This window comes from Vibrio olivae, assembly GCF_042428525.1.
GTDB classification, from domain to species: domain Bacteria; phylum Pseudomonadota; class Gammaproteobacteria; order Enterobacterales; family Vibrionaceae; genus Vibrio; species Vibrio olivae.
The window spans coordinates 47,268-69,269 of record NZ_JBHMEP010000008.1 but is presented as its reverse complement, the minus strand read 5'-3'; the positions used below and the strand labels follow the sequence as shown (position 1 = coordinate 69,269).

Sequence of the window (22,002 nt, the reverse complement as noted above, 5' to 3'; positions counted from 1 at the left end):
GCCACGATTAATTAACCATGGGAGTTAGAATGCCAAACAGTCACCACTCGTTAAGTGAACGTATAACGCAACATTATGCTCGTTTAACCGAGAGCAGTCGGCGTGTGGCAGACTTTCTGCAGTTGAATCCGGAAAATATTTTGATGTTATCGACCGGACAAATTGCCGAGGCGTGTAATGTATCCAAAACCAGCGTGAGTCGGTTTATTCGCCAACTGGGTTACGATGATCACGTTGCGCTTCGTCAGGAATTGATCACTGAACGTGAAAAGGGCGTTCCGGTATTAACCTCTTCGATTGAAGACCCGGAGATTCAGCATGATATGCGCGCCCTTGAACAGCTTTGGAGCCAATTAAACAATATGGATTCCAAAGCACTGATAGACGCCATTGCTCAAGCCAAAACAGTTAAGGTGATTGGCTATCGCAATAGTTATCCGTTGGCGATGCACATGCGTCAGCAATTGATGCAGTGCCGAAGCCACGTCGAGTTGCTACCTGTGCCTGGTCAGACGTTGGGTGAAGATCTAGCGTCCTTGTCTGAGCAAGATTTTGTGATTGTGATTGGTATTCGACGCCGGGCGAGCGGGTTTAGCGACATGCTCGCACAGTTGAAACCTTATCGAACGCTGTTGATTACCGACCAATCTGGGCAGAAATACGCCGACCAAGTCTCGAATGTCATTATCTGCCATATGAACAATCATGCGCCGCTTGATAGCTACGCGGTGCCAATGAGTCTGATCTCTTATTTAGTCAATAAGGTATACCGATACCTTGGTCAAAATGCGGTTAAGCTAAGCCAAAGTATCAGCCATAGTTATTCGCAAATGAATGAATTGGAATAGCTGCAATGTCCAACCTAACAATAAAGTTATAAATAACATGAGTGTATTAGCGAAAATAAAAAAAGAGTGGTTTTTGGTCGGGATGGTGGTTGCCATCGGCCTTGCAACCGTGACCCCAGATATCGGTCGCTCGGGTGGGGTGATTCACCTCGAACAACTCACTGGTATCGGTGTGGCTATTGTGTTTTTCCTGCATGGTTTGGGGTTGTCTCCACAAGCCATTAAAGCAGGGCTAAGTAATTGGCGTCTCCACATTTTTATTCAGTTAGCCACTTACGCGCTGTACCCGCTACTCTGGGTCGTTTTCAATGGTGCGTTTATGGCGTATATGCCAGCGGCGTTAGCGTTTGGCTTCTGTTATTTGTTTGCGCTACCAAGCACCATTTCTTCTTCTGTTGCCATGACCAGCGTTGGTAAAGGCAACGTGCCGGGCGCAATTTTTAACGCGTCGCTCTCTAGCGTACTTGGCGTATTTATTACGCCGTTACTGATTCAACTATTTATGGGCTTTGAGGGTGCTGAATTGGATTTGATGGCGTCAGTCATCTCTATTGCCAAATTGCTGCTTATTCCAATGATTGTTGGCCAAGTGTTACGTCCATACCTCATCAACTGGGTCGAGAAGCATAAAGCGATTACCAATAAGATTGATAAATACGTCATTCTCATGATCGTCTACAACGCGTTTTGTGACTCGGTGGCAAACGGTATCTGGAGTGAGTTCTCGGTTGGCCTTCTTGCTACCTCTATTGCTATTTGTGTCGTGGTGTTGGTGGTTATGGTGCACTTTATTCAGTGGAGTGCGCGCCGCGCCAAGTTTGACTTGCCCGATGAAGTGGCGGCCGTTTTTTGTGGCACCAAAAAAACCTTAGCTGCTGGGGTACCAATGGCAAAAGTGATCTTTGGGGCTGACCCAACTCTTGGAATGTTATTGCTGCCGATCATGCTTTATCACCCGATTCAGATTTTCTACTGTGCGGTACTGGCTAACCGATACGCACAAAAAAGTGAACAGACCCAAGCGGCTGTAGCAACTAAATAAGCTTAACCTCTTGGAAGAAAGGAACATATTATGAGTAAGGATGCTCGCGTCTATTGCGCTCAAGGCCCAGATACAATTGCGCCAACCAGCCTCGGTACGCTGTCCAATACTAAATTTGTATTTAAAGATTTGTTTGATGTCAGCGGTTATAGCACCGGAGCAGGGAACCCCACTTGGCTGACGACGCATCAACCTGCGGAGAAAACCTCACCGCTGATTGTGGCGCTGCTTGGCGAAGGGGCGACTTGTGTAGGACGAGTGCAAACCGATGAACTCGCTTACAGTCTTAATGGTCAAAATATTCATTACGGTACGCCGGAAAATCCTAAGGCGCCAGGTTGCATTCCTGGCGGCTCATCCAGTGGCAGCGCCGTCGCCGTGGCGACAGGTGATGCCGACTTTTCGATAGGCACTGACACCGGCGGCTCGGTTCGCGTTCCGGCCAGCTACTGTGGGCTGTTTGGCTTGCGCCCAACACTGGGTAAGCTCGATTTAAGTCACTGCTTTGAACTGGCGGGAAGCTTTGATACTGCGGGTATCTTTGCACGCTCGCTGACGATGCTAAATCAAGTATTGGAAACGTTGGCCAGCAAACCGCAGCCGGGGGCGATCCAGTCGACGCTGTATCTTGATAACGCATTTGCTCCCTTGATAGGAGAAGCGCGTCTCACACGACTAAAAGCGTGGTGCGAGCGCGTGGATGTTGAATTAATCACCGGCGATGTTATCGCACAGGCGGGGTGGGATTTAACCGCGCTCAGCGAACTATTTCGGACTATCCAAGGCTTTGAAATAATTCAACAGCATGGTGAGTGGCTAGCGCATTATGGTGACAGCTTAGATCCAGCAATCGCGCAGCGTGTCGCATGGTCTAGAACCTTGACCGCAGAGCAATACCAACAAGCCAAAGCGGACCAACATGCGTTTAAACAACAGATTGATGCCATGCTTGAGCAGTTAGATGGTGTCTGGGTGTTGCCAACCACGCCATCTGGCCCACCAAGTTTAACCATGGAAGCACAAGCGCTTGCGACTTATCGCAGTCATTTAATGGGCATGACCAGCGTAGCAGGGTTAACTGGCCTGCCACAGTTGCATTTACCCATGAATCAACTTGAAGAAGGGCCTTGCGGTGTGTCGCTGCTTGGCGGCGCCCATTGCGAAGGGGATTTAATTGCTACGGCGATGGCGTTGTATCAAGCAGAAAAAGCACTAGGAGACAGCCAATGAAACACCAAACTGCCTTTACTGCCTCACATCATAAAGCCGCGCAAGCTGGGCAAAACATTCTTGATGCTGGCGGCACAGCCAGTGAAGCGATGGTGGCGGCGGCCGCAATGATTGCGGTGCAATATCCCCATATGAACAGTATTGGGGGCGATGGCTTTTGGATTATGGCTAAACCAGGTGAAGCGCCAATCACTATCGATGCCTGTGGTGCGGCGGCGAGCGGGGTTAACGTTGACAATTATCGCTTACTCAGTGATGAACTTCCCGAAGCGGGAGGCGAAGCTGCGATTACGATGGCAGGAACCATTTCCGGGTGGGACAAAGCGTTAGAGCTCAATGCAAGTGGCATGCCGCTTCAAACTTTGTTGCAACCAGCCATTGATGCTGCGCGCAATGGGATTGAGGTGACGCAAAGCCTAGTGAACGCCAGCGAAAAAACCTTTGAGCGCCTCAGTGGGCTAGAAGGATTTAAACATCTATTTTTACCCAATGACCGCACTTTACAAGTTGGGGACGTGTTAACTAATCCCGCACTTGCTCAAACATTCGAAGCCTTGGCGGAAAATGGGTTGGACGATTTTTATCGCGGTGAACTGGCCAAGTCAATGGCTGATGAACTGAATCAGCTTGGCAGCCCGATTCGCTTAGATGACTTTCATCAGCACCAAGCTAAGGTGATGGCGCCATTACGTGTTGAAACCTCAAAGGGAACCTTGTTTAACTTTGGAGCGCCGACACAAGGGGTGGCGTCTCTGCTGATTTTGGCAATTTATGATCGCGTCGCAAAGCAAGCGACGAACGAGCTGGATCATGTCCATTTGCTTGTTGAAGCAACTAAGCAAGCCTTTATCATTCGTGACCAAGTCGTGTGTGATGAAACATGCCTTGAAAAGCCGCTACAAGCTTGGCTCGATGATGAGATTCTTGATGCCTGTGCCGAGCGTATTTCATTGACGCAAGCGCAGCCATGGCCTCATGTGGCCAAGCCGGGCGACACGATTTGGATGGGCGCGACAGACAGCGACGGTACTATGGTGAGCTTCATTCAGAGCATATATTGGGAATTTGGTTCGGGTGTCGTGTTGCCTACCAGCGGTGTGCTGTGGAACGTACGCGCGAAAAGCTTTTCGCTTGACGCCTCTCATCACAATGTATTGGCGCCGAATAAAAAACCGTTTCACACCTTAAACCCTGCCTACGCGGAGCTAAAAGATGGTCGTCGTATCAGTTACGGTACCATGGGCGGGGAAGGACAACCGCAAACACAAGCGTGCTTGTTTAGCCGTTTCTTTTATCAAGAGAAAAGCTTAAAAGATGCAGTGGCGTTACCGCGCTGGTTACTTGGCCGAACTTGGGGCGATGAAACCAACAACTTACGCTTAGAAAAATCACTTTACCAACAAATGGGACAGGCGCTTATTGAGCGAGGCCATGACGTCACGTTTGTTGATGATAATAACGAATTAATGGGACATGCCGGCGCAATTGTGCTCGATGCTCAAGGACAAGCATGTGCCACCAACGATCCTCGTAGCGATGGAACCTTTTTACTTGGAGAATGACATGACAGACAAAACTTCGCTTTTTGAAACTTTAAACCCACCTCAACGTATGTTAATGGGTCCGGGACCAATCAATGCTTACCCTCGTGTTCATCAAGCGATCTCTCAATCCTTGATTGGCCAATATGATCCGGTTATGACAGGGTATATGAATCAGGTTCAAGCGCTCTATCGCGGTGTGTTTCAAACGGAAAACAAACAAACCATGCTGGTGGATGGCACCGCGCGTTCTGGGATTGAAGCGGTATTGGTCTCTGTACTTCAACCTGGTGATAAAGTCCTTATTCCAGTGATTGGCCGATTTGGTCACTTATTGTGTGAAATCGCTCAGCGTGTTGGCGCTGAAGTGAAAACCATCGATATCGAATGGGGCGAAGTGTGTAGCCCAGAGCAAGTTGAAAAAGCGATCAAGCAGTATCAACCAAAACTGTTGGCGACCGTTCAAGGTGATACGTCAACCACGATGAATCAGCCACTTAAAGAAATGGGTGAAATCTGTGAGCGTCATGGTGTGTTGTTTTACTGTGACGCAACCGCCTCCATTGCGGGCAACGATCTAAAAGTTGATGAGTGGCATTTAGACGCGGTTTCGGCAGGTTTACAAAAGTGTCTTGGCGGCCCTTCTGGCTCTGCGCCTATCACATTAAGCGACCGCTGCGCTGAGGTAATCAATCGTCGTAAACACGTTGAAGCGGGCATTCGAGCGGATCACCATGAGCAAGGTGAAGATGCGATGATTCAGTCAAATTATTTCGATTTGGCAATGATCATGGATTACTGGGGCCCGGAACGCCTAAACCATCACACTGAAGCCACCAGCATGTTATATGCCGCGCGTGAATGTGCGCGTCTGTTCCTTGAAGAAGGTCCGGACGAGGTCATTGGCCGCCATAAACAGGCTGGCGATGCTCTAGCAACTGGCCTTCGCGCGATGGGACTTGAGCTGTTTGGCAATCAAACCTACAAAATGAACAATGTTGTTGGTGTCTATATTCCTGCTAACGTTGACGGAGATGCGATTCGACGTGAATTATTGACCTGCTTTGGGATCGAAATCGGTACATCGTTTGGCCCATTACACGGCAAGATTTGGCGTATTGGCACCATGGGATATAACGCTCGTCAAGAGTGCGTATTAACCACGTTGGCGGCACTGGAGTCTATCTTAGTGAAACATAAAGCCGCAATCCAACCAGGGCAAGCGGTTGCAGCCGCAATGGAATTTTACCTTTAAGGCTTGCAAGGAGTGCCTATGACGAACATGGAAAGTGGTGCAGCGCGCGTGATGTCGCGCGCTGACATTCTGGCGACTTACAGTGAAAGCCCTGAGCATTTAACACGGGCTTACTTGACCCCTGAGCATCGCAATGCGCACGATCAATTAGCGCAGTGGATGACGCAAGCTGGACTCGAAACGTGGCAAGACAGCGTGGGTAACCAGTGGGGGCGCAAAGTCTCGAGTAATCCAACGATGCCGACACTGCTTTTAGGTTCTCACAGCGATACTGTGGCGAACGCGGGTAAATACGATGGCAACCTAGGGGTCATTTTAGGGCTTGAAGCGCTGGCTTTGCTTAAAGATGTAGAATTGCCCTACCACGTTGATGTGGTTGCGTTTGCTGATGAAGAGGGTACTCGATTTAACACCACGTTGATCGGTTCAAGCAGTGTCGCAGGGTGTTTTCAGCCTAGCTGGCTGGAGGTTGAGGATGCGCAAGGTATCTCGATGGGCAAAGCAATGCATGACTTTGGCTTAGCTCCAACGCTCGCTGGGCATGATGCACGTGTGGCCAGCGATATTTTGGCATATCTTGAAGTGCATATTGAGCAAGGCCCTGTGCTCGAAGCAAAAGAGTTACCTGTGGGGGTTGTAACGGGTATTGCTGGTGCAAAACGTTACGAAATGACGGTAAAAGGCATGGCAGGACATGCTGGTACGGTGCCGATTAGCCTGCGCCAAGATGCCTTTTGCGGCATGGCACAAATGGCTAGTGAAATTGAAGCATACGCGTTGTCTCATAATATCGTTGCGACGATTGGTAAGTGTGATGTACTGCCCGGCGCGGTCAACGTTATTCCTGGTGAAGTTCGCTTTACGCTCGATATTCGTAGCCTTTCTCAGGTGCAACTTGAGCAGTGTTGTGACGAGCTATTGGCGAAACTGGCCAATATTGCTGCGCAGCGCAACTTGAGCTTCTCTCACCGTCAGCTTTATCAAGCGCAAGCGGTGCCTTGTGATGATGCTTTGCAACAACGCTGGGCATCGGTGGTCGAAAAGCACACTCAGCAAACACCGTGCTTTTTACCCAGTGGCGCAGGGCATGACGCGATGGTGATGGCCAATGTTGCTGATATCGGTATGTTGTTTGTTCGTTGTGACCGAGGGATTAGCCACCATCCGGCGGAAAGCGTGATGGAAAGCGACGTCGCGGTTGCGCTAGATTGCTTTACGGATATGATTCAATCTTTTGCAAATTAATACCTAGTTAGGTGAAAAGCCCTGAGTGTTCAGGGCTTTTTTTTGGCGATCGCAAAGTTATTGCACACTGGGTGGCGGGCCAGGCGGCGTGTGATTGGTAAACTCTTGCTCGGTTATTTTCCCATCGCCGTTGGTGTCAATTTCTGTGAAATGATCGAGGATTGGGCCATCGGCTTCATCACTTGTAACGACGCTATCGCCATTTGTGTCCATTTTGCTAAAACTTGGCGGTTGACCACCAGGACTATCCGGTGGGCTTGGTCGGTCTTGGGCAAGGGCCGTGTTCGATAAGAGGATGACCGACAGCGCGATCCAAGATTTGAACGTTTTCATGGTATTTCCTTCTAAAACATGCTGTTAATTCAGCGCATGTATAGAGTGGTTTTGAGTGAAAACCGTTCTCAGGTTTACCAAACTTTACGTAGGGAGCTTGTGGTAATTCGTTTTGCGATATAAAAAACGAGCCACAAGGGCTCGTTTCGTTCGCGAAATTCGCTTATAACACTTTAGCCAAGAACTGGCGCAGGCGTGGGTGTTCCAAGGTTTCGAACACTTCTTCCGGGCTACCATCAACCAGCAGTTCGCCTTCTTCCATAAACAGGACTCGGTCAGCTACTTCACGGGCAAAGCCCATTTCATGAGTAACGATGACCATGGTCATGCCTTCTTTGGCTAGCGATTTAATGACGTCCAAAACTTCACCAACCATTTCTGGGTCTAGTGCTGAAGTGGGTTCATCGAACAGCATGAGGTCAGGTTTCATCGCCAGCGCGCGTGCGATAGCGACACGTTGCTGTTGACCACCCGATAAGTGTGACGGGTAGTTGTTCATGCGCTCTTCAAGACCAACACGTTTGATCAAACGTTTCGCATCTTCTTCGACCTCGGACTTAGAACGTTTTGATACCTTCAGCGGCGCGAGCATCACGTTGCCAAGTGCCGTTTTGTGCGGGAATAAGTTAAAACTCTGGAACACCATCCCGACGTTTTGGCGCAGCACGTTGATATCGGTGGTTTTTGCATACATGTCAAAACCATCAACGATGATGGTGCCAGAAGAAATTTCTTCAAGCTGGTTTAAGGTACGCAAAAAGGTTGACTTACCCGAACCTGAAGGGCCGATGATGACCACAACTTCACCGCGTTTGACGGAGGTCGATACAGACTTTAATGCGTGACATCCGTTGGGGTAGTATTTGTCGACGTTGTCGGCGTAAACCATATCAACGCCATTGTATTGATTAGTCACTGGCAGATAACCTCTTCTCTAAACGTTGAATAGCCCAAGACAGCGTACCCGTTACCACTAAATACAGCGCGGCAACGGTAAACCACACTTCAAACGGGGCAAAGCTGCCACTGACGACTTCACGGCCGGCTTTGGTTAAGTCGGTAATTGAAATCACCGACACCAAGGAGGAGTCTTTAATGAGGTTGATAAATTGCCCAGCCAGTGGGGGAAGCGTACGTTTGAGAGCTTGTGGCAAAATAACGTAACACATTGCTTTTGGGTAGGTCATGCCCAGTGAGCGCGCGGCTTCCATTTGCCCTGGCGGAATAGATTGAATCCCAGCTCGAACAATTTCTGCAACATAAGCGCCTGTAAAAACGGAAAGTGCCACCACACCCGCGGTAAAGCGGTCAAAGTCGAGAACGGTACCGATAAAGAAGTAGACGATAAAAATCTGGACCAGTAACGGTGTCCCGCGAATCAATTCAACATAGGTTAAAGCGAGGTTGCGAAGCGTTTGGTTTTTGGCAATACGCATTAAGCCAAAAATCAGTCCTAAGCCCACGGCAAACAGCAAGGAGATAAACGATATTTCAATCGTTACCCATAAACCATGTGCGATAGGGCCAAACTGCCAATCGTTAAGTTGTGCGACGGTATCGCCTTGAAAAATTAAGTCACCATCGCGAACGGTTAGCGTAGTGAATTTGCTGATGACTTGCGGCTCAGCGCCATTATCGAACTCTATGACTAATTGGCCGTCACTAACTTGCGCCGTACCGTCACCGCTCGCACGAATGTCTTGTGCTTCGGTGTTGACGACGTAGGGCCATAAACGGTCCCAATGCCAGTTGTAGTTGATACTGCGCCCGGCAAAATAAACGGCGCCCACCAACATGACCATAATCAGGACGTAAAGTAAGTGTCCTGACCAATTTGAGGATTTAGACTGCATCACTCAGATTCTCTTTATGTTTATACATGGACTGGGCCACCGAGGCAGCCCAGTTGATTTGACTTGAGCTGACGTAATTATTGAACGTCTTTTAGCCAGCTGTCAGTTTTGAACCACTTATTGTAAATACGATCGTAAGTGCCGTCACCCTTGATCTGACGTAAGTAGTTATTTAGGAAGTTCAAGAAGTTAGGATCGTCTTGACGAATAGCCCAACCCAGAGGTTCATAGGTAAACGGTTCTGCAAGATGATTAACTTTGTCTTGATTTTGAGCGGCGTAAATCGCGTTGTAAGGGAAGTCATAAACAAAGGCATCCGCTTTACCGCTAGAAACTTGTAGCGCAGCGTCAATCTCTGTGTCGTAAAGATCAATTTTCGCTTTAGGGATGTATTTTTTAGCAGCTTCAGCCCCTGTGGTGCCTAGCTTGGTCGCGATGGTGTATTTCGGATCGTTAAGATCGCGGTAGCTCTTAATCGAGTCTGCAAGCTTAGGTGCAATCAGCGCAGATTGACCAATCACGATATACGGGTCAGCAAAGTTCACTTTTAAGTTGCGCTCTGCTGTTACTGTCATGCCACCCATAATGATGTCACATTTGCCGGTTTGCAAAGCAGGGATGATGCCGTCCCAAGCGGTGTTTACCGGAGTAAATTTTACGCCCATTGAGCGCGCCATTTGTTTACCCACATCGATGTCAAAACCAATGAAACGGCCATCTTTGGTTTTCATTTCAAACGGCATGTAGCCTGCATCAAAACAAACTTTTAGTTCACCTGTGTTTAGTACATTCTCAAGGGCAGATTCTGCCATGGCTTGAGTGGTACCCAATAAAGACCAAGCCAATACAAGACCAGTAGCGGTCGATTTGATCAAAGTTTTCATATTATCCCTTATATAGATATTGTTTTTTGTTGTGTTCTTCCAATGACATAGATTGCGCTGTGTAATGGTTGCGTAGCAACCGAGGTTACATCAGAAGCGTGCAGATAATGCGACACTTTATGGCAATATTTCAACAAAAAATTGAATTTATAGCTGTTTCGAAGGGATAAATATGCAATTATTATCTGAGCAGGTGCTTTAGGTCACGAATCAAATCATCTGCGGATTCTAATCCAATGGACAGTCGAACCACGCCGGCCCCAGCATCACGACAAAACTGTGTGCGTTGTTCTGGAGTAAATCTGTACGTTGATGCATCTAAATCATCCGTTCTCATCACCACCGCTAAACTGCGTTGATGACCAATCGAAAACGCGTAATAAAACATTGCCGACTCATGAGCAAAACGCTGCTCTATGGAATCGATGTCATCAACTTGGAATGCAATTATGCCGCCAAAAAGTGCCATTTGTTGCTGAGCAAGTGAAAATTGTTGATGGGACTCAAGGCCCGGGTAGAGGACTTTACACACTCGAGGGTGTGATTCGAGCCAGTTGGCGATGGTTAACGCCGAGTCACTGAGGGTTTTCATTCTTGCATACAAGGTTTCCATCCCCCGCATAATAAGCCATGCACTATGGGCGGATAAGCTAGCGCCAAGGTACACGCCACCAATGGCTCGAAGCCGTTTAATCACAGGCTTGGAACCTAGGATACAGCCTCCGAGTACATCACCATGACCATTGATGAATTTGGTGAGCGAATGAATGACCAAATCAGCCCCTAGAGTTAACGGTTGGGTAATAACCGGAGTAGAAAACGTCGAATCGACACTAAGCAGAATATTGTTCTGCTTGAGTAATAACGATAACGCTTTGATATCAGTAAGCCTTAATAACGGGTTACTCGGCGTCTCAATATGCACCAGTTTTGTGTTCTCTTTTAGTGCATCTCGAACCAATGTGGTGCATCTAGTGTCGACAACAGAGACTTCGATTCCATAACGTGGGAGCACTTGAGTGGCAAATTCAAATACGCCTGCGTAGCAGACATCACTGATGATCAAATGATCACCGGCTTCAAGCAATGACAAAAACGTGGCTGAAATCGCGGCCATACCTGTTGCCGTTGATAGTGCATCTTCCGCTTGTTCAAGCACGGCTAATCGCTGTTCTAATTGACGAACGGTAGGGTTTGTCCAACCAGCATAAAGAAATGGTCCGTCACTGATGTCATCGAGCCCTTGGGCCGAAAAAGCTCCACCCTCGGGGCTAAAGGTATGATTGACCGACATCGCAATATTTGGCGCAATGGCATGGGTTTGTGGGTCGGCTTGAAACGCGCTATGCAGCGCCTGAGTTTGTAAGCTTAGCTCGTGGGAGGCGTTAGATTTAGGATCATTGTTGTGCATAATTAATCAATTTTTTTGTGTTGAGAAAATAACAGCCGAGTATTAATTATCGGTTTTATTACACAAAGGAATTAGGCTATTCTATGGCTGAATATGCTGATTTACCGCATTTTTCACCATCGTTTGCAGAAAAGCCGCACGGGAAGACCATGTCATCAACGCTTGATAATTTTGATAAAAAAATACTGCATATTCTGCAGCTTAACTGCCGTGTTGCCAGCGAAGAGATTGCGGGGCAAGTTGGTTTATCTGCTTCGGCGGTACAAAGACGAATCAAACGTCTACGTGAAGAGGGGATCATTGCCGCAGAAGTGGCGATTATTGATGGTAACGTGTCATCGCACGGTGTGAGTTTTCTTGCCGAGCTCGAAATTGAGCGAGATAACTACGCAGTGATCGGTCAATTCAAGCAATGGGCGAGTGACCAACATTGGATTCAGCAGGTGTTTTACGTGACCGGGCATTTTGATTTGATGTTAGTGATTAACGCGCCATCACCGACAGACTACGACAGATATATTGAAGACTTAATGGCACGCTACCCACAGATTAAGCGTGTCACCACCAATGTGGTGCTGGATACACCAAAGAAAGGGCTCTACTTACCTATCTAATAGTGAGCTCACACCGTGATATCGTCAGCGGCTTATTCGCTAGTCATGTTCAAATTTTCTCGATGTGACGCTTTTTAAAACAGACTTACGTTTTATAGAGCGTTATCAGGGACGTTGTATTTGAGTAGGTAGGTTATAGACTCAACCTCTGAAAGTATTATAACTGAAAAGGGTGATTTTATTATTTGGGACGGTATTGCGAATTGACGCGCCATCACCAACAGACTAACGATAGAGCTATCGAAGACTTAATGGCACGTTACTGACTAATAAAACTCATCACCAACAGTGTTTTGGATACCTCCCCAAAGGAAATTATCTTCCAGCTTGCAGTGAGTTGCTATCATCAGAGGTTTATGCACTGACCAACCAATCACTATCAATGTCATTCGTGAGTATGGTGTATTCTTCAGCGTCATACGTGACGGTGACGGCGTAATACTCATCAGAGGAAAGGTAAGTCCATGGATTGCTATCAGACAGCTGGTCAATATAGCTAATCTGGTCGTCGCTCAGTGCTGTGACAGAGACCGTATCGTAATCATCGGCAATGTCTATCGCGACTTTATCGATCAGTAAACCGTCATTCTTGGCGAGAATGTCTTGATCCAGAGTGAGCGACCGATCATCTTGACCGAACACGACTTCAAAGTTTTCAAAATCCAAATCCACAGCATCGCTGCTCAGGTAGAGGAAATCATCACCACTGCCACCATCGACATGGCGGGTTTGACTTTGACTTGCTGCCGCTTCTAGGCCGTAATCGAATAAATCTGAATCATCACCAAGATCGACATCAAACTCGGTATACTGTGTCGAACCGTCTGTGGATTCAAATTGAACTTGGTCTTGTCCTGAACCCGTTTGTATCTCAAACAGATTGCTCCAAGAACTGCCGTTGCTGATGGGAGAAATCGTAATATAGTCATCATAACTGGTACTATCGTCAGCAGACGTTGTATCAATATAGCCGCGTTTCGCATTATAGATACTGATATCAGAAAACAGAGAACTCCATTCTCCATCGTCGGAACTGGTTAAGTCAGTATGAGCCGTAATATACACATCGACAAAGTTATTAATTGTCGTCTCTTCAACGCCATTTAAATCGGTTATCGAGATTTCTTTGAGACCATCTGCATTCCACTCTGTTGTATTTTCGATAGAGAGTGAACTATAGAAGTAATTATCTTCTTCATAGCTTACATAGGGCGCGGAATTACTAGAGCTTATCTCTTGACCATTATTGACATTCAAATTCGTGGCACTACCGGTTCCATCGGTATTCGTTGTTCCTACTATTCTCGTCATATTTATTACCTTTTATCATGTATTTAGATAGAGGGTAGCGGATTTGAAAAATCAAATGGCATGATATTTTTATTATTTAAATCTCTGCTCGGTTAGGTTTAAGTTAACCAAGTAATATTATCTTTTATATTAAAGAACCACTAAACCGCAGCGCGAGTTTTATGGTTAAATTGTAGTTCTATAACTTTTATAATGATTGAAATGTTCATTTTTCTTAAAGTTGAATAATGACAATTTTCCACCGGGATAATGATTAGGTTCGCTTAAAAAAGAAAAACCACCGATTAGGTGGCTTTTAATTATCACATCAGAATCCGTATTATTGAATTTGGCTGAGCGCTTGTTTCAATTCTTGACGCTCTTGGTCGGTCATCTCAGTTTTGTTCATAAACGGCATGTCGCCGTTGTCGACTGCTCGCGTAATGATGTGTGATTTCCAACGCTCGATATCTTGCCAAGTGTCAAATTGAACACCACTCGGTGCGGCTTTAAAGATATCGTCAGTCGGGTTCGCGCTATGGCAGGTTGAACAACGTTTATTGATGATATGCAAAGCCAGCTCTTTTGGGTGGTCCATAGATAATTGGCGCGCATCGGTTTCTACAGGGGCTTTCTCAACCGTGATGGCGGTTGGCATTTTTTCGGTTGCTTGCCAGCTGATCACGATGGCGAGCAAAAACATTGCGGTCGCGCCATAGACCAGTACATCTGGCTTTTGTTGACCAGAATGTTTGAGGTTGAAGTAGTGACGAATATACGCACTAATCAGCATAATTAGCATGCCGACTAACCAGCTCACACTATGCTGATAAATCATCGGATAGTGATTACTGATCATCAAAAAGATAACCGGCAAAGTGAAGTAGTTGTTGTGAATCGACCGGCGTTTACCTTCCAGACCCGGTGCTGGGTCAACAGGCTCGCCTGCCGCGACTTGTTTGACCATTTTGTGTTGCCCAGGAATGATCTTATGGAACACATTATTGGCCATAATTGAACCAATCAATGCGCCCATATGAATAAAGGCGCCGCGACCGCTGAAAATATGGGTAAATCCGTAGAAAAACAGAGTCCCAAACACAATGATTGCAGAGACAAACGCAAGCGATGACTTACTCAGAGGTGAACGCATCAGAATTTCGTACACCACAACCCCAAGCAAGACTCCGCCAATACCCATAGCAACCGCTTGAAATGAACTCAGATCCATCACACGCGGGTCGATCAAATAGGCCTGGGCATTGAAGTAGTACATCCAAATCATCAAGGTCGAGCCTGTAATCCATGTGGTATAAGCTTCCCACTTGAACCAATGCAGTTTCTCTGGCATCTGCTCTGGGCCAACTTTGTACTTGGCGATTTCATAAAAACCGCCGCCATGGACTGACCAAAGGTCGCCTTTAATCCCTTTGTCTTGTTTCCATTTCGGTGGTGTTTCTAAGCTGTTATCCAACCATGCGAAGTAAAAACTTGCGCCAATCCAGGCCACGCCACAGATTACATGGAACCATTTGATAAAGAGCGCAAACCATTCGTAGAGTTGTGGCCACATAACGTCATTTCCTTTTGATAAACTAAATTTCCGTGAACGTAGGTACGTTCAATTGCTCGCTCATCACCTAGGGTAATGAGGGCAAACAGTTGTTCTGAAAGCTGATTGCAGCGCAAGATGCGTTGCTGAAGAATCGGGAAGGCGGTTAAATCTATTTCGATAAAGTCTGCTTCGCTTCCCGGGTTTAAGTTACCGATTTTGTCTTGCAACCCCATGGACGCGGCCGCGCCTTGAGTACAGAGGTAGAGAGATTCAAACGGGTTTAAGCTCTCGCCTTGTAACTGCAAAACTTTGTAAGCATCGGCTTGGTTTTTAAATAAGCTGAGGCTTGTTCCTCCACCTACATCGCTGGCGATAGAGACGGGAATATGGCGGTCTTTGGCGCGGTGATACGGGAACAAACCGCTGCCTAAAAACAAGTTGGATGAAGGGCAAAACGCAATCGCGGCGCCATGAGCGGATAGGGCGTCGAATTCCCGTGAATTGAGATGAATGCCATGACCAAATAGCGCTCGGTCACGAACTAAATCGTATTGTTCATAAACCGCCAGGTAGTCACGAGATTGAGGAAAAAGCTCTTTAACCCAAGCGATTTCATTTGGGTTTTCACTGATATGAGTCTGAATAAAGGCATCAGGGTGCTCATTCGCTAATTGCCCGGCCAAAGCCAGTTGCTGCGGTGAACTTGTCGGAGCAAATCGTGGTGTGATGGCGTATAACGCACGGCCTTGATTGTGCCAGCGCTCAATCAGGGTTTTGCTGTCTCTGTAGCCTGACTCTGGCGTGTCTTGAAGGTTATCAGGACAGTGGCGATCCATCATTATTTTTCCACAAATCATGCGTGCATTAGATTGTTCTGCTGCCTGAAAAAACGCGTTGACGGACTGAGGATGGACAGTGGCATAAACGCTAGCGGTTGTGGTGCCATGAGCAAATAGCTGATCAATGAAATAACGCGCTTGAACATTGGCGTATTCTTGCTGAGCAAACTGGGCCTCGGCTGGAAACGTGTAGGTATTGAGCCAATCAAGCAATTGCGTACCATAACTTGCAATCACTTCAACTTGTGGAAAGTGCACGTGAGAGTCAATAAAGCCGGGCAGTAACAAACCGCTATGTATCGTAACTTTACCTTGTTGAAGCAGCGTTTGATGATGCTCATCAGCGAAAAAAGCTTGGGCTTCGCCGATGTGAGATATTAGACCATCTTCAACCACCAATACCCCATCATTAAAATATTGGTAATTGTTCTCTGGCGACAGAGTCGTCTGAGGAAAATGCAATAAACTACCTCGATGAATCTGTATCGCCATATTAACTGCCTCGATAGCTGGAGTAAGAGAATGGCGAAAGCAGTAATGGAATGTGGTAATTACGCTGATCATTCACTGAAAAATGCACATCCACCATAGGGAAAAAAGCTTGGCCGAAATGCGTTTCACAGTAGGGCTTGACCAAAAAACGCAACGTATAGGATTGCGCCTCTAAACGGATGTCTTCAAATTTGGCACGACCATCTTGGTCGGTGGTTGAACTGGCAATACACGTACCGCTGTCTAAAGCGTACAGTTCAACGTCAATATTCGACGCTGGCACACCGGTGGCGGTATCGAGTACATGACAACTGAGTTGATTCATAAATAAGCTTCCATTCTGATACGACTAATCTTTCGCTGCTCTATCGCCGCTTGTTTTAGCTCTGCCTCGCGACTACGAGGAAGACGTTCTTTTAGCAGAGCCAACATTTCGTCAGCACTTTTATTGGTCGCGCAGACAATAAAGATAAAACCAAATTTGTCTTGATAGGCGAGGTTAAGCGCGAGTAATTCTTCCAATTCCTCTTGAGAGGCGCTTTTAACTTGGCTTTGTTCTTTTTCACTGAGCGCTTTCCCTTGGCCGTATTTGGCTTGCAGTGTTTTAATATCGCCAATCATTGGGTGGCCAGCGAAAGCTTCAAGCCAATCCTCTTCACGTAGGGCGTCGAACGCTTTGTCAGCCGCACTCACAAGTGCTTGTCCATCACTAAATGGCATCTCGAGTTTCATCATTAAATGCCAGTGATGGCTAGTGCATATTTTGCTAAGCTCTTCACTGCTTAACATAAGGCCAGTACAGGGCTGGTTCATTGTTTTACCTCCTTTAAAACTTGGCGTAATTGATTGGCTTGAGACCACTGAACTTCCGAAGCAGTGTGACCTGTCGGACGTGTACTGGTGACTTGAATCAACTGTGCGGCGATGGATACTGCCACTTGCATGGGAAGTTTTCCTTGGATATCGGGATGACCGATAGGGCAAGTCAGCCCTTGCAATAACGCAGGGTCTGATAACTGTTCGTTTAAGCGAAACTCAAAGCGCTGTTTTTTACCTTGTGAACCAATTAAGCCGATAAACGCCATGTCTCGTCGCTCCAAGGCTAAACGAGCCAATTCGAAATCGAGGGCGTGATCTTGGGTCATGATGACGATGTGACTCTCTGCGGGAAGCTCAGCAATTGCTTCGACCGGATTGGTCCATTGCTCGGTTTGTACACCACTTTCCCTCAAAGGAGTAAGCCACTCGGCGCGGCTATCAATGACGGTGACATGCAGAGGAAGTTCAGCCAAAATCGGGCTGAGCGCTTGGCAAACATGGCCAGCACCGAATATCATAACTTTCGGTGTTTGAGTATGAAAATACTCAAACATCACTTGTACAGCGCCCCCGCAGCACTGCCCGAGATCGGCGGCTAGCGAGAAGCGCTCGACGCTGACTTGTGCTGGACCCGATTTCAACGCGTCACGAGCGGCGATGATCACTTGATGTTCGAGGTTTCCACCACCGAGCGTATCAAATTGGTATTGTGAGGTGATCACCATCTTAGCGCCGCTCGCGCGAGGGACTGAGCCAACTTCGGCGACCACAGTCGCGATACAATAGGCTTCACCTTTTTGCTCAAGCTGCTGACAGGCATCTAACCAATGAACTGAAGGGCTGGATAGAAAATCACTGCCATGAAGATTAGGAGGTAACGACATCACTGTTCTCCTCTGATTGCGCATGCATTTTGAGCCATGCAAATTGATGGTCGCACGCGGTTAAGATCGCTTCGCCTGTTGCAGGCGCGTGCAGTTGCGGCGCGACACGATGATCAGAAATCGCAGCAACGGCATCGTAAATCGCGCACCAAGCGCTAATTGGATGCATAAACGGGGGTTCTCCCACGGCTTTTGAGCGATAGATGCTGTGCTCTGGATTGGCTTTTTCATAAAATTCAACGTGCATCTGCTTGGGATAATCACCGATGGTCGGAATTTTATAGTTCATCGGGCTGTTGCTGAGCAGCGTGCCATCCTCACGCCAAACCAACTCTTCAGTGGTTAACCAACCAAGCCCCTGGATAAATGCCCCTTCAATTTGCCCTTGGTCGATACCCGGGTTTAGACTGCTGCCCACATCATGCAAAATATCCACGCGCTCAACGGTCATCTCGCCGGTCAGGGTATCAATGGTGACTTCACTGCATGATGCTCCATTGGTGAAATAGAAGAATGGGCGACCGCTTGCGGTTTCACGATCATAACCAATCTTGGGCGTTTTGTAGTAGCCGGTAGCCGACAGTGATACGCGCGCCATGTACGCTTGTTGAACTAATTGGGACCAGCTAACTTCTTGCTGCAAACCAACCAGTTTACCGTGCTCAATGTCGAGCTCAGCATGAGGTTGATAATGGGTTTGAGCAAAATCCAACAGGCGCTGCTTGATTTCTTTTGCCGCGTTGTGCGCGGCCATGCCATTCAAATCAGCACCGGAAGAGGCGGCAGTAGGTGAGGTGTTTGGCACTTTATCTGTGCGCGTTGATGTCACCAGAACTTTGTCTTGTGAAATGCCGAAGGTTTGCGCGACAATTTGCTGAATTTTAGTGTGCAGACCTTGGCCCATCTCAGTCCCGCCATGAGAAACTTGAATCGTGCCATCGGTATACACGTGAATCAGTGCGCCTGCTTGGTTTAAGTGTGTGGCCGTAAACGAGATGCCAAACCTAACGGGGGTAATCGCGATGCCCTTTTTCAAAATTGGATTCGCTTTATTCCACTGCTTTATTGCTTGGCGTCGGGCGCGGTAATCGCTGCTCGCTTCCAGCGACAGTAAAATCTCTTTCATGTCTTCATGCTGCTCAACAGGCATACCGTAAGGCGTAACATGATTTTGTTGGTTGTAGAGATTTTTCATGCGTACATCAAAAGGATCCAATCCGACGTTTAACGCCAGCTCTTCCACCGCTTTTTCAATCACAATCATCCCTTGCGGGCCGCCAAAACCGCGAAAAGCGGTGTGCGAGACCATATCGGTTTTAAGGCGATGACCGGTAATACAGGCATTCCCTAGGAAATAGCTGTTGTCTGCATGAAACATCGCGCGATCGACAATGGCATCAGATAAATCCGGAGAGTGACCACAAAGCCCATTCACTTCCATGTTTGCGGCGAGAATGTTGCCTTGGCTGTCTGCGGCCAATTGGTAACGATTATAAAACGGATGGCGCTTACCGGTTGCGGTCATGTCGATGCTGCGTGGCAGACGGATTTTAATCGCGCGTCCGGTGTGATAACTGCCAAGAGCCGCCAAACATGCCCATTGTGCCGCCTGACTTTCTTTACCGCCAAAACCGCCGCCCATGCGGCGCATATCAACGGTGACACGGTTAAAATCGAGCGCGAGAACTTCCGCTACTAACTTTTGAATTTCCGTGGGGTTTTGGGTTGAAGTACGAACAAATACGCCACCATCTTCGGTCATTTCCGTTAGGCTGGCCTGCGTCTCTAAGTAAAAGTGTTCTTGGCCTCCCACATGCATATCACCTTGAATATGCACATCTGCTTTTTCAAAGACGCGTTGTTCAACAGGTTGGCCCATTTGATGAGTTGGCAACAGATGCTCAAGGTGCTGAGCTTGGTGGTGGGTCAAAATGACCTCGTCAGCGGTTTGATACTCTACTTCAGCTAGGGTGGCGGCTTTCCAAGCAAGATCGTGACTGGTGGCCAAAACAAGTGCGATAGGTTGACCGTAGTAACGAATCTGGTTGTCGAGCACAAGTAGCGGATCACCCTTGAACACTGTGCCAATGTCTTTTTCACCGGGAATCGCATCACAGGTCAAGACACTAACCACACCTTCGGCGTTTTCCACAGCGTGTAAATTCAGTTTGGTGATTTCACCTTTGGCGATGCGACTTAATACGACCGCTGCGTGAAGCGTGCCACGAGGGGTCGGATAGTCATCAACAAAAAGGGCTTCGCCAGAGACTTGTTTGTCGGCGCTTTCATGTTTGAGTGTTTTACCGACGACTTTAAAGGTTTCCTTTTGCGCTGACGTTTGCGCATCAATATCGGTTAACTTACGCATGATGAACCAACCTTGTTTCAATTTGTTGAGTTTGCAGATAAAAACGTTGCAGCAAGTTTTGCACCAAGCGAACGCGATATTGCGCGGTCGCACGAACATCACTCAGTGGATGAATCACCTGTGGAACTTGCTCTTGCGCGGCATGGACCAGTGGAAGATTAAGCGGCTTGCCGACAAACACTTCTTCTAATTGACGTAAACGGACTGACTTAGCGGCCACGCCACCTGCTGAAATGATGCAAGATTTCACACGGCTATCACTGCCGATGGTCATATTGATACCAAGAGTGACGGTGGCGATATCATCTTCGTAACGCTTAGAGACTTTATAAATCGCGTGATGTTGATTCGGCGCGAGGCGCGGTAGGTGAATTGCGCTTATCCACTGGTTTGGTTTGAGTAGGGTTTCACGGTAACCGGTAATATAGTCTTCTGGTGCGTATAAGGTCTTGTTTTCACCATCGTCAACTTCAATGTGCCCATTTAAGCTAATCAGAAGTGGTGCAATATCACCAATGGGCGAGGCGTGACCAAGGCTACCACCCAGCGTCGCGCGATGGCGAATAGTGAGGCTGCCAAGTCGTTCTATGACTTCATCAGCACTTGGGAAATGCTCACGGACGAATTCGTGAACTTGATGCATCGGCATCGCAGCGCCGATTCGCCAGCCCGACACCGTTGGTGTAATTTCCAGCATATCATCCACCTCTGAGATATCGATGAATTCATCGATTGAATGGCGCTGCTGGGTGATTTCTAGCGATAAATCTGTACCGCCTGCGATCAATTTGGCATTGGGTAGGGTACGCTTGGCTTGCGCTAACGCTTGACGTGTTTTGGGCTTTAAGTAGTGCCTATCTTCAATCGGCTGAACGGTTTTGAGCCACGCTAACACTTTTTGTTCATCATTATCTAATGGGTCGGCAATGTCACTTCCCGCTATTTTTTCCGCGGCCGTAATCAGTGGTCCATAGCCTGTACAGCGACATAAGTTACCGGCCAAATAGTCTGCGGGATGGCTAGGTGCAGGAGATTGCTTTGACAACGCATACAGTGACATAACAACGCCAGGTGTACAAAAACCACATTGGGTGCCGTGCTCCTCAACAACGGCTTGTTGAACAGGGTGCAGCCCTTGTGGCTGCTTAAGGTGTTCAACCGTGATGACGTGTTTTCCATGTAAAGCATGTAGCGGGGTGATACAGGCGTTAATTTGACGATAACGAAGTTGTTGCTGCGGGGTTAAATCCACCATAACCACGGTACACGCTCCGCAGTCACCGCTGGCACAACCTTCTTTAGAGCCGGTTATTTGCTTTTGTTCGCGTAAATAGTTCAGCAACATAGTGTCAGCTTTAGCATCCACTACCTTGGTGATTTCGCTGTTTATCATGAGCTCTAACATAACTTCCTCTGTACTTGTTAAAACTTGTCCAATTGGTCAGGTCTTAGTGTGAAAAAAGACTCGTGCACTCAAGAGTGTCACGAGTCTCTTGATG

Annotated in this window: 20 protein-coding genes; 7 read left to right on the top strand and 13 right to left on the bottom strand. The window is 47.5% G+C overall.

From position 1 onward, the window contains the following. Window positions 1–29 precede the first annotated feature (29 nt). The 6 genes from ACFFUV_RS18540 to ACFFUV_RS18515 are packed head-to-tail and all read left to right on the top strand — an operon-like array spanning window position 30 to window position 7,161. Window positions 30–848 (top strand): MurR/RpiR family transcriptional regulator, encoded by an 819-nt coding sequence (locus ACFFUV_RS18540; RefSeq protein WP_390195722.1) that lies wholly within the window; start codon window positions 30–32, stop codon window positions 846–848. A gap of 37 nt (window positions 849–885) precedes the next feature. Beyond that, window positions 886–1,890, top strand: a complete 1,005-nt coding sequence (locus ACFFUV_RS18535) for a bile acid:sodium symporter family protein (protein ID WP_390195718.1) — start codon at window positions 886–888, stop codon at window positions 1,888–1,890. 30 nt (window positions 1,891–1,920) lie between these two features. Next, the gene (locus ACFFUV_RS18530; protein WP_390195716.1) at window positions 1,921–3,120 is read left to right on the top strand and encodes an amidase; all 1,200 of its coding nucleotides are present in this window, start codon (window positions 1,921–1,923) and stop codon (window positions 3,118–3,120) included. Further along, window positions 3,117–4,682: a gamma-glutamyltransferase family protein gene (locus ACFFUV_RS18525; protein WP_390195714.1), complete on the top strand. Its 1,566-nt coding sequence runs from the start codon at window positions 3,117–3,119 to the stop codon at window positions 4,680–4,682. The genes ACFFUV_RS18530 and ACFFUV_RS18525 overlap by 4 nt, the downstream gene beginning before the upstream one ends. Window position 4,683: 1 nt before the next feature. After that, window positions 4,684–5,916 (top strand): (S)-ureidoglycine--glyoxylate transaminase, encoded by a 1,233-nt coding sequence (locus tag ACFFUV_RS18520; RefSeq protein WP_390195711.1) that lies wholly within the window; start codon window positions 4,684–4,686, stop codon window positions 5,914–5,916. Between the two features lie 18 nt (window positions 5,917–5,934). Then, a complete protein-coding gene (locus ACFFUV_RS18515; protein WP_390195709.1) occupies window positions 5,935–7,161 on the top strand; it encodes an allantoate amidohydrolase in 1,227 nt (408 codons plus the stop codon). Between the two features lie 57 nt (window positions 7,162–7,218). Here ACFFUV_RS18515 and ACFFUV_RS18510 read toward each other — a convergent pair whose 3' ends face one another. The 5 genes from ACFFUV_RS18510 to ACFFUV_RS18490 all read right to left on the bottom strand — a co-directional run bounded on the left by ACFFUV_RS18510 (window position 7,219) and on the right by ACFFUV_RS18490 (window position 11,642). Continuing rightward, the gene (locus tag ACFFUV_RS18510; protein WP_390195707.1) at window positions 7,219–7,494 is read right to left on the bottom strand and encodes an EF-hand domain-containing protein; all 276 of its coding nucleotides are present in this window, start codon (window positions 7,492–7,494) and stop codon (window positions 7,219–7,221) included. Between the two features lie 163 nt (window positions 7,495–7,657). Then, window positions 7,658–8,410 (bottom strand): amino acid ABC transporter ATP-binding protein, encoded by a 753-nt coding sequence (locus ACFFUV_RS18505; RefSeq protein WP_446697916.1) that lies wholly within the window; start codon window positions 8,408–8,410, stop codon window positions 7,658–7,660. Then, entirely contained in the window at window positions 8,403–9,347 is a 945-nt protein-coding gene (locus tag ACFFUV_RS18500) for an amino acid ABC transporter permease (RefSeq protein WP_390195705.1), read from the bottom strand. Before ACFFUV_RS18500 ends, ACFFUV_RS18505 begins: the two co-directional genes overlap by 8 nt. Before the next feature lie 77 nt (window positions 9,348–9,424). Further along, window positions 9,425–10,231, bottom strand: coding sequence for a transporter substrate-binding domain-containing protein (locus ACFFUV_RS18495; protein WP_390195702.1), 807 nt, complete (start codon window positions 10,229–10,231; stop codon window positions 9,425–9,427). Window positions 10,232–10,412: 181 nt separating this feature from the next. Next, on the bottom strand, window positions 10,413–11,642 hold the full coding sequence (locus ACFFUV_RS18490) for a trans-sulfuration enzyme family protein (RefSeq protein WP_390195699.1): 1,230 nt from the start codon (window positions 11,640–11,642) through the stop codon (window positions 10,413–10,415). Between the two features lie 83 nt (window positions 11,643–11,725). On the opposite strand from ACFFUV_RS18490, the gene ACFFUV_RS18485 reads away from it, so the two are divergent. Then, window positions 11,726–12,256 (top strand): Lrp/AsnC family transcriptional regulator, encoded by a 531-nt coding sequence (locus ACFFUV_RS18485; RefSeq protein ID WP_390195697.1) that lies wholly within the window; start codon window positions 11,726–11,728, stop codon window positions 12,254–12,256. A gap of 354 nt (window positions 12,257–12,610) precedes the next feature. On the opposite strand, the gene ACFFUV_RS18480 is transcribed toward ACFFUV_RS18485, so the two are convergent. The 8 genes from ACFFUV_RS18480 to xdhA all read right to left on the bottom strand — a co-directional run bounded on the left by ACFFUV_RS18480 (window position 12,611) and on the right by xdhA (window position 21,908). Continuing rightward, on the bottom strand, window positions 12,611–13,567 hold the full coding sequence (locus ACFFUV_RS18480) for a hypothetical protein (protein ID WP_390195695.1): 957 nt from the start codon (window positions 13,565–13,567) through the stop codon (window positions 12,611–12,613). Window positions 13,568–13,886: 319 nt separating this feature from the next. Then, window positions 13,887–15,119: a urate hydroxylase PuuD gene (locus ACFFUV_RS18475; RefSeq protein WP_390195693.1), complete on the bottom strand. Its 1,233-nt coding sequence runs from the start codon at window positions 15,117–15,119 to the stop codon at window positions 13,887–13,889. Continuing rightward, window positions 15,065–16,432 carry a guanine deaminase gene (guaD, locus tag ACFFUV_RS18470; protein WP_390195690.1) on the bottom strand — a complete coding sequence of 456 codons (1,368 nt, stop codon included), beginning with the start codon at window positions 16,430–16,432 and terminating at the stop codon, window positions 15,065–15,067. The genes ACFFUV_RS18475 and guaD overlap by 55 nt, the downstream gene beginning before the upstream one ends. 1 nt (window position 16,433) lies before the next feature. After that, window positions 16,434–16,757, bottom strand: a complete 324-nt coding sequence (uraH, locus tag ACFFUV_RS18465; protein WP_390195687.1) for a hydroxyisourate hydrolase — start codon at window positions 16,755–16,757, stop codon at window positions 16,434–16,436. Beyond that, window positions 16,754–17,245 (bottom strand): 2-oxo-4-hydroxy-4-carboxy-5-ureidoimidazoline decarboxylase, encoded by a 492-nt coding sequence (gene uraD, locus ACFFUV_RS18460; protein ID WP_390195684.1) that lies wholly within the window; start codon window positions 17,243–17,245, stop codon window positions 16,754–16,756. The genes uraH and uraD overlap by 4 nt, the downstream gene beginning before the upstream one ends. Beyond that, window positions 17,242–18,135: a xanthine dehydrogenase accessory protein XdhC gene (xdhC, locus tag ACFFUV_RS18455; RefSeq protein WP_390195681.1), complete on the bottom strand. Its 894-nt coding sequence runs from the start codon at window positions 18,133–18,135 to the stop codon at window positions 17,242–17,244. The genes uraD and xdhC overlap by 4 nt, the downstream gene beginning before the upstream one ends. Then, window positions 18,119–20,503, bottom strand: a complete 2,385-nt coding sequence (gene xdhB, locus ACFFUV_RS18450) for a xanthine dehydrogenase molybdopterin binding subunit (RefSeq protein ID WP_390195678.1) — start codon at window positions 20,501–20,503, stop codon at window positions 18,119–18,121. The genes xdhC and xdhB overlap by 17 nt, the downstream gene beginning before the upstream one ends. Beyond that, on the bottom strand, window positions 20,496–21,908 hold the full coding sequence (gene xdhA, locus ACFFUV_RS18445) for a xanthine dehydrogenase small subunit (RefSeq protein WP_390195676.1): 1,413 nt from the start codon (window positions 21,906–21,908) through the stop codon (window positions 20,496–20,498). The genes xdhB and xdhA overlap by 8 nt, the downstream gene beginning before the upstream one ends. Window positions 21,909–22,002 lie beyond the last annotated feature (94 nt).